The 7,203-nt window shown below is 61.7% G+C and carries 4 protein-coding genes; all 4 read left to right on the top strand.

What is annotated here, in order from left to right:
• Nucleotides 1–86 precede the first annotated feature (86 nt).
• Nucleotides 87–2,030, top strand: coding sequence for a DNA primase (dnaG, locus tag PHX69_RS04320; RefSeq protein WP_288042529.1), 1,944 nt, complete (start codon nt 87–89; stop codon nt 2,028–2,030).
• Nucleotides 2,031–2,288: 258 nt separating this feature from the next.
• Entirely contained in the window at nt 2,289–4,613 is a 2,325-nt protein-coding gene (rpoD, locus tag PHX69_RS04325; RefSeq protein WP_119011864.1) for an RNA polymerase sigma factor RpoD, read from the top strand.
• A 30-nt stretch (nt 4,614–4,643) separates the two neighbouring features.
• Entirely contained in the window at nt 4,644–6,623 is a 1,980-nt protein-coding gene (locus PHX69_RS04330) for a tetratricopeptide repeat protein (protein ID WP_288042531.1), read from the top strand.
• A gap of 4 nt (nt 6,624–6,627) precedes the next feature.
• Nucleotides 6,628–7,203 (top strand): glycosyltransferase (locus tag PHX69_RS04335; RefSeq protein WP_288042532.1); only part of this gene is annotated, 576 nt, incomplete at its 3' end.

Genomic DNA, 7,203 nt, shown 5'->3' on the forward strand with positions numbered 1-7,203 from the left:
CAGTATCGATAAGGGTAAATGCCGATGACAATCCTAGCGCGTGTAATGCGAAGCACCTCAACTCCTTTGCGCAGACAATACGCACCGTGACCATCCCTCAGGCTTTTATCCAGGAACTGCTAGCGCGCGTAGACGTGGTGGATATCGTCGGGCGCTATGTGCCTTTGAAAAAAGGCGGCGCCAACTTCATGGGGCTGTGCCCCTTCCACGGCGAGAAGTCGCCCTCTTTCAGCGTCAGCCCCTCCAAGCAGTTTTATCACTGCTTTGGCTGTGGCAAAAACGGCAACGCCATCAGCTTTTTGATGGAGCACGCTGGCATGGGCTTCCCGGAAGCCGTGCAAGACCTGGCCCAGCAAGTGGGCCTGCAAGTGCCGGACGATGACATCACGCCCCAGGAAAAAGAACGCGCCGCAGCGCAGCGGCAAAAGCAGGCCACACTGACCGACGTGCTGGAAAAGGCCGCGCAGGCCTACGCCCAGCAACTGCGCACAGCCCCCCGGGCGGTGACATACCTGAAGGGCCGGGGCGTGTCAGGCGCCATCGCCAAACGCTACGGCCTGGGCTATGCGCCCGACGGCTGGCGCCACCTGGCCAGCGTGTTTGCACACTACGACGACGCCTTGCTGCAAGAAAGCGGCCTCGTCATCGTCAATGAAGAAGACCACAAGCGCTACGACCGCTTCCGCGACCGGGTGATGTTTCCGATCCGCAACGTCAAAGGCGAGTGCATCGGTTTTGGTGGCCGCGTGCTGGGCGATGAAAAACCCAAATACCTTAACTCGCCCGAAACGCCAGTGTTCCACAAAGGCCAGGAACTGTACGGCCTGTTTGAAGCCCGCACCGCCATCCGCGAGCAAGGCTTTGTTCTTGTCACCGAAGGCTATATGGACGTGGTGGCGCTGGCACAACTGGGTTTTGCCAATGCCGTCGCCACCCTGGGTACGGCCTGTACACCCGAACATGTGGGCAAGCTGTTTCGCTTCACCGAGAGCGTGATTTTCAGCTTTGATGGCGACAGTGCGGGCCAGCGCGCCGCGCGCAAAGCCCTGGAGGGCGCCCTGCCCTACGCCAGCGACACACGCAGCATCAAGTTCTTGTTCTTGCCGCCCGAGCACGACCCCGACAGCTTCATCCGCGCCCATGGCAGCGATGCCTTTGCCCGCCAAGTAGGCCAGGCCATGCCGCTGAGCCGCTTCCTGATCGAAGCTGCGTCGGTGCAATGCGACCTGGGCACCCCCGAAGGCCGCGCGCACATGGCCAGCAATGCACGCCCGCTGTGGTCGGCCTTGCCCGACGGCGCGCTCAAGCGCCAGTTGCTGGGTGAGCTGGCCACCCTGGCGCAGCTGCCCACGCACGACCTGGCCGATCTGTGGCGCCAAACCACAGAGCGCCAAACTCCCCGCACCCAGACCAGCGCCAGCGACACACGCCAGCACCACGCTGAAGACGCGCCGTGGAGGTACGGCAGCAGCAACCAGGCACCCACCGCCCAGACTGGTACGGGGCGCAAAAACTTCAATCGCCGCAAAACAACGGGCAGCACACCGGCCTATGGCGGCCATGGCCACCCCAGCCCCGGTAGCCATACGCCCCCCGTGAGCCGGGCAGACCATGCGGCACGCTTGCTGCTGTCGCACATGGATTTTCTCGACGAGCTCTCGCACGAAGACCACGCCACGCTGTGCGCCAGTGGCGAGCCCCATACCGCCTTGTTCATGTGGCTGGAGGGCCAGTTCCATGAACATGGAGCACAGCCCTGGGCGGTACTGCGTGAGAGCTTGCGCGGCAGCGCCTGCGAACACCTGGCCGTGCGGCTGATGACCGGTGCCCATGCACAAGCCGAAGGCGAAACCCGCGAACTGCGCCAGGAACTGCGGGGCTTGCTCAACCGGATGCTGGCCGAGCAACTGCGCACGCAAGAAACCCAGGCCCTGGCCGCTGCCCACAGCGATCCGGCGGCACTGCAACGCTACCGCGACCTACAGACCCGGCGCGTGGCCCTGGAGAGACTGGGTCACCAATCCCCTTGAAATCTGCTGCGCAGGTACAATGTAGGGTTTTTTCGGCAAGAGCGACAGCAGCACCTCCGGGCCTGGCCACCGTGACACACACGCACAACCGCCCCACCACCGCAAGGACTGCACACCAAATGTTCGCCCAGACATCTTGCCGTTGAGGGCCTGCCCCTCCCGCGGCAAAAGCCTGTGCTTTTGCCCTGCCCCTGCGCCAACAGCTTGCCGTGGCGCTTGCGCTCTCTTTGTGTTCATCTTTGACCCCGAGGTTTTCCCATGCCCGCACCAAAGTCCGCGAAGTTGCCCAAGCCCGCCCCAGGCACTGGCGCCGAGGAAACCCCTGCAACCCATCCCAAGCTACCAGCGAATGCGGCACCCGCCTCCACCGTGCCACACCAGCCCGTAGCGGCACCGAAAGCCCTCACCGTGACCAAGTCTGCTGCCCTCTCTCCTGAAGACGTTAAAACCACTGCCGACGAAGCGCCAAAAAAGCGCCCAGGCCGCCCAGCCAAAGCTGCGGGCACCAGCGCCGCAGCCAAAACACCTGCCAAACGTGGACGCAAGCCCAAGGCAGACGCGGACAGCGATTCCGCTGACGATGCTGATCTGTCGGACATCGAAGCCGATCTCGAGGGTGAAGTCGAAGCAGAAACCACCGCTACGCCCACCGCAGAAAAAGTCAAACCCCTGCGCATGAAAATCAGCAAGGCCAAAGAGCGCGCCTTGATGAAAGAGTTCGGGCTGGACGAAACCGTGCTGTCCGAAGAGGACATGGCCAAGCGCCGCTCACGCCTGAAAACCCTGATCAAGCTGGGCAAAACACGCGGTTACCTGACCCACGCTGAAATTTCCGATCACTTGCCCGACAAGCTGATCGACCAGGAAACGCTGGACGTGGTCATCGCCATGCTCAACGACATGGGCGTGGCCGTCTATGAGCAAACCCCTGACGCCGAAACCCTGCTGCTGACCAACACCGCGCAGACCGCCGCCACGGAAGAAGAAGCCGAAGAAGCCGCCGAGGCCGCCCTGTCCACCGTGGACAGCGAATTTGGCCGTACCACCGACCCCGTGCGCATGTATATGCGCGAAATGGGCACCGTGGAACTGCTGACCCGCGAAGGCGAAATCGAAATCGCCAAGCGCATCGAAGGTGGCCTGCAGGCCATGATGGAGGCCATCAGCGCCTCACCCGCCACCATCGCCGAAATCCTCAACATGGGCGAGGAAATCCGCGAGGGCAAGGTCGTCATCTCCACCATCGTCGATGGCTTCTCCAACCCGAACGAAGCCGACGACTATGTGGCCGAAGAAGACTTTGACGAATTCGACGAAGCCGACGACGACGACGGCAAGGGTGGCTCCAAGGCGCTGACGAAAAAGCTCGAAGAGCTGAAAAAGCAGGCACTGGAGCGCTTTGACAAGCTGCGCGAGCTGTTCGAAAAAATCCACAAAATCTACGAAAAAGAAGGCTACGGCTCTGCGGCCTACGTGAAAACACAGCAAGCCCTGTCGGCCGAGCTGATGACCATCCGCTTCACGGCCAAGACCATCGAAAAGCTGTGCGACATGGTGCGCGGCCAGGTGGACGATGTGCGCAAGAAAGAGCGCGAACTGCGCCGCATCATCGTGGACAAGTGCCGCATGCCACAAGAGACATTCATCAAGGAGTTTCCGGCCAACCTGCTGAACCTGGAATGGGTGGAAAAGCAGGCCGCAGCCGGCAAACCCTGGAGTGCCGTGATGGCGCGCAACATCCCACCCGTGCAAGATTTGCAGCAAAAGCTCATCGATCTGCAAACCCGCGTGGTGGTACCGCTGTCCGAGCTGAAAAGCATCAACAAGCGCATGAACGAGGGTGAGGCCACCTCGCGCAACGCCAAAAAAGAAATGATCGAGGCCAACCTGCGCCTGGTCATCTCGATCGCCAAGAAATACACCAACCGGGGTTTGCAGTTCCTGGACCTGATTCAGGAAGGCAACATCGGCCTGATGAAAGCGGTGGACAAGTTCGAATACCGCCGGGGCTACAAATTCTCGACCTACGCCACCTGGTGGATTCGCCAAGCGATTACGCGCTCGATTGCCGATCAGGCGCGCACCATCCGCATTCCGGTACACATGATCGAAACGATCAACAAGATGAACCGCATCTCGCGCCAGCATTTGCAGGAGTTTGGCTTTGAGCCCGATGCCAGCGTGCTGGCCGAGAAGATGGAGATCCCGGAAGACAAGATCCGCAAGATCATGAAGATCGCCAAGGAGCCTATCTCCATGGAAACCCCCATCGGCGACGATGACGACAGCCACCTGGGCGATTTCATTGAGGATGGCGCCAACACCGCGCCAATCGACGCCGCCATGCAGGCCGGCCTGCGCGACGTGGTCAAGGACATCCTGGACGGTCTGACGCCGCGCGAAGCCAAGGTGCTGCGCATGCGCTTCGGCATTGAGATGTCCACCGACCACACGCTGGAAGAAGTGGGCAAGCAGTTTGACGTGACGCGTGAGCGCATCCGCCAGATCGAAGCCAAGGCGCTGCGCAAGCTCAAGCACCCCAGCCGCTCGGACAAGCTGCGCAGCTTCATCGACTCTCTGTAACTGCCTGGGCTGGCCCCTGCGACGACGGCTATGAAAAAAACATCTCTGTGGGCGTTCGTTTTCAGCGCCATCGTCCTGGTGGCTGTGCTGGGCATTTACCTGCCGGGGTTGCACAACGAGTTGCTCTTTGATGACCAGCGCCTAGTGGAAGGCACGATTTTCGAAGGCTATGGCAGCTTGTTGGCGTTCAAGCAGCGGATGCTGTCTTATGGCAGCTTTGTCTGGGTGCAAGAGGTGTTCGGGACAGGCTGGTGGAAGCAACGGCTGGTCAATATCGCACTGCATCTGGCCACCGTCGCGGCACTGTATGCGCTGCTGCGCGAGCTGCTGGCACGGGTACGCTTTCCGTCGGAGTTCGAGGCCAGCGGGTATTTCGAGGACTCGCGCACCGCAGCGCTGCGCATGGGGGTGGCGCTGTTTGCCGTCCACCCGGTGGCAGTGTATGCCGTGGGCTATCTGGTGCAGCGCTCTATCCTCATGGCAACGCTGCTGTGCGTGCTGGCGTGCTGGTTTTATGTGCGCGGTCTGCTCACCCATGCAAAACACTGGTATTTGTGGGCACTGCTCAGCTACGTGGGCGCCGTGTTGTCCAAAGAGCATGCCTTTTTGCTGGCAGTGATGGCGTTGCCCCTGTACATCTTTATTCGCCGCCCAAGCTGGAAAAAGACCCTGCTGGTGGCTGGGGTGTCTATGGCTGTTCTGGGCGTGGCCAGTGCCATGCTGTGGTCGATTTACGGCAGTGCCTTCGCCACGGCGTTTGATGCCCGCTCACAGGAGTTCATCCGCCAGTTGGAGCTGCTCAGCCCTGACATCGGTGGGCGCATGTACCCCTTGAGCATCCTCAACGAGGCATGGCTGTTTTTTACCTACGGCGCGCTATGGTTCTTCCCGAACGTGGGCTGGATGTCCATAGATTTGCGACCGGTCTTTCCGCTGTCGCTCACATCGTTTCCGCACATCGTGGGCGGCACAGGCTATGTGGCGCTGCTGGCCGCCTCGGTGTGGTTCTTCTGGCGTGGGCGCGGTGCGCTGAGCTTTGCCGCACTGTGCCTGCTGTTTCCGCTGCTGCTGTTTTTCACTGAATTTGCCACGGTCTGGGTGCAAGACCCGTTGGTGCTGTACCGCAGCTACCTGTGGGCGATAGCAGTGCCCGGCCTCATCGCCGTGGTGTTAACAGGGTTTTCGCCACGCACCATCTACACCGTGGGCGGTGTGCTGGCACTGCTGTTGTCCGGACTGGCCGCAGAACGCAACCTGTCGCTGCGTGATGGTTTAACGGCTTGGGCCGATGCCGCTGAAAAAATCGACACCAAAGCCCCCGCCAACGCGGTGGGGCGCTGGCAGGCTTTCCTCAATCTGGGTGGCTATCACGTGGAGCAAGGCTCGCGGGCTGAAGCACGCAAGGCGCTGCACACCGCCCTGGCACTGGGCGAAAACAATGGCTATGCCCTGTTCAACCTGGGACTGGCCGACCAGTACGATAAAAAACATGCCCAGGCACTGACCTGGTTTGCACGCTCCGAAGCCAAGGGCTTTGCCATGCCCATGCTGCACTACCACAGGGGCGAATCGCTGTTTGCACTGGGACAATGGGAGCAGGCCTACCAAAGCCTGTCCCAGTCGCTGACCACGCCGCTGAGCCCACCAGAGCACACCAAATACCGCACCTTGCGCGCAGAAGCTGCCTTGGCCGCGCAGCAGTACGACGTGGCCATCGCCGACTTTGAACTGCTGCTCAAAGACACCCCACGGTCCAGTCGCCTGCTGCAAGGGCTGGGACTGGCCCAGGTGGGCAAAGGCAATGCCCCAGCGGCCTTGGCCATTTTCAACCCGCTGGTCGCCCAAAGCCCCAACGCAGCGGCCTACTATGGCCGTGCCATGGCCCACCTGAAAGCAGGCAACAAAGAAGCCAGCCTGAAAGACCTGGACCAGACCATTGCGCTGGAGCCGGGCAACCCACGCTACCGTGACATCCGCGCCCAGATCGCCGCCGACCGCGCGCCACGCTGACACTATGGGCGCCACCGTATTGCACATAGGCAAGTTCTATCCGCCCCACCGAGGCGGCATGGAAGTTTTTCTGGCCGATCTGGTGACCGCCCAGCGCGCCCAGGGCCTGCACGCGTGCGCCTTGGTGCATGGCGACCCGCTGCCCGATGACCCCGATTGGCTGGTACGCGTGCCGGTGCAAGGCCATCTGGTCTATGCACCAATTGCCGTCGGATTTCGGGCCGCGCTGGCGCGTGCGATTCGCCAGTTCCGGCCCGACGTATTGCACCTGCACATGCCCAATAACTCCGCCTTCTGGGCGCTCACGCTGTCCGAGGCCCGTGCCATTCCGTGGGTGGTGCATTGGCATTCGGACGTGGTGGTATCGCGCATCCGTATGGCCGTGGCGCTGGCCTACCGCGCCTACCGCCCATTTGAACAGGCGGTGCTGGAGCGCGCTGAACGCATCATGGTCACCTCGCCGCCGTATTTGCAAGCCAGTGAGCCCTTGCAGCCCTGGCGCAGCAAATGTGCCGTGGTGCCGCTGGGCCTGGGCCATGTGGCCAGCGCCGCGCCTACCTCACCAGACACCGCGGCAACC

This window comes from Simplicispira sp., assembly GCF_028687295.1.
Lineage (GTDB): Bacteria > Pseudomonadota > Gammaproteobacteria > Burkholderiales > Burkholderiaceae_C > Simplicispira > Simplicispira metamorpha.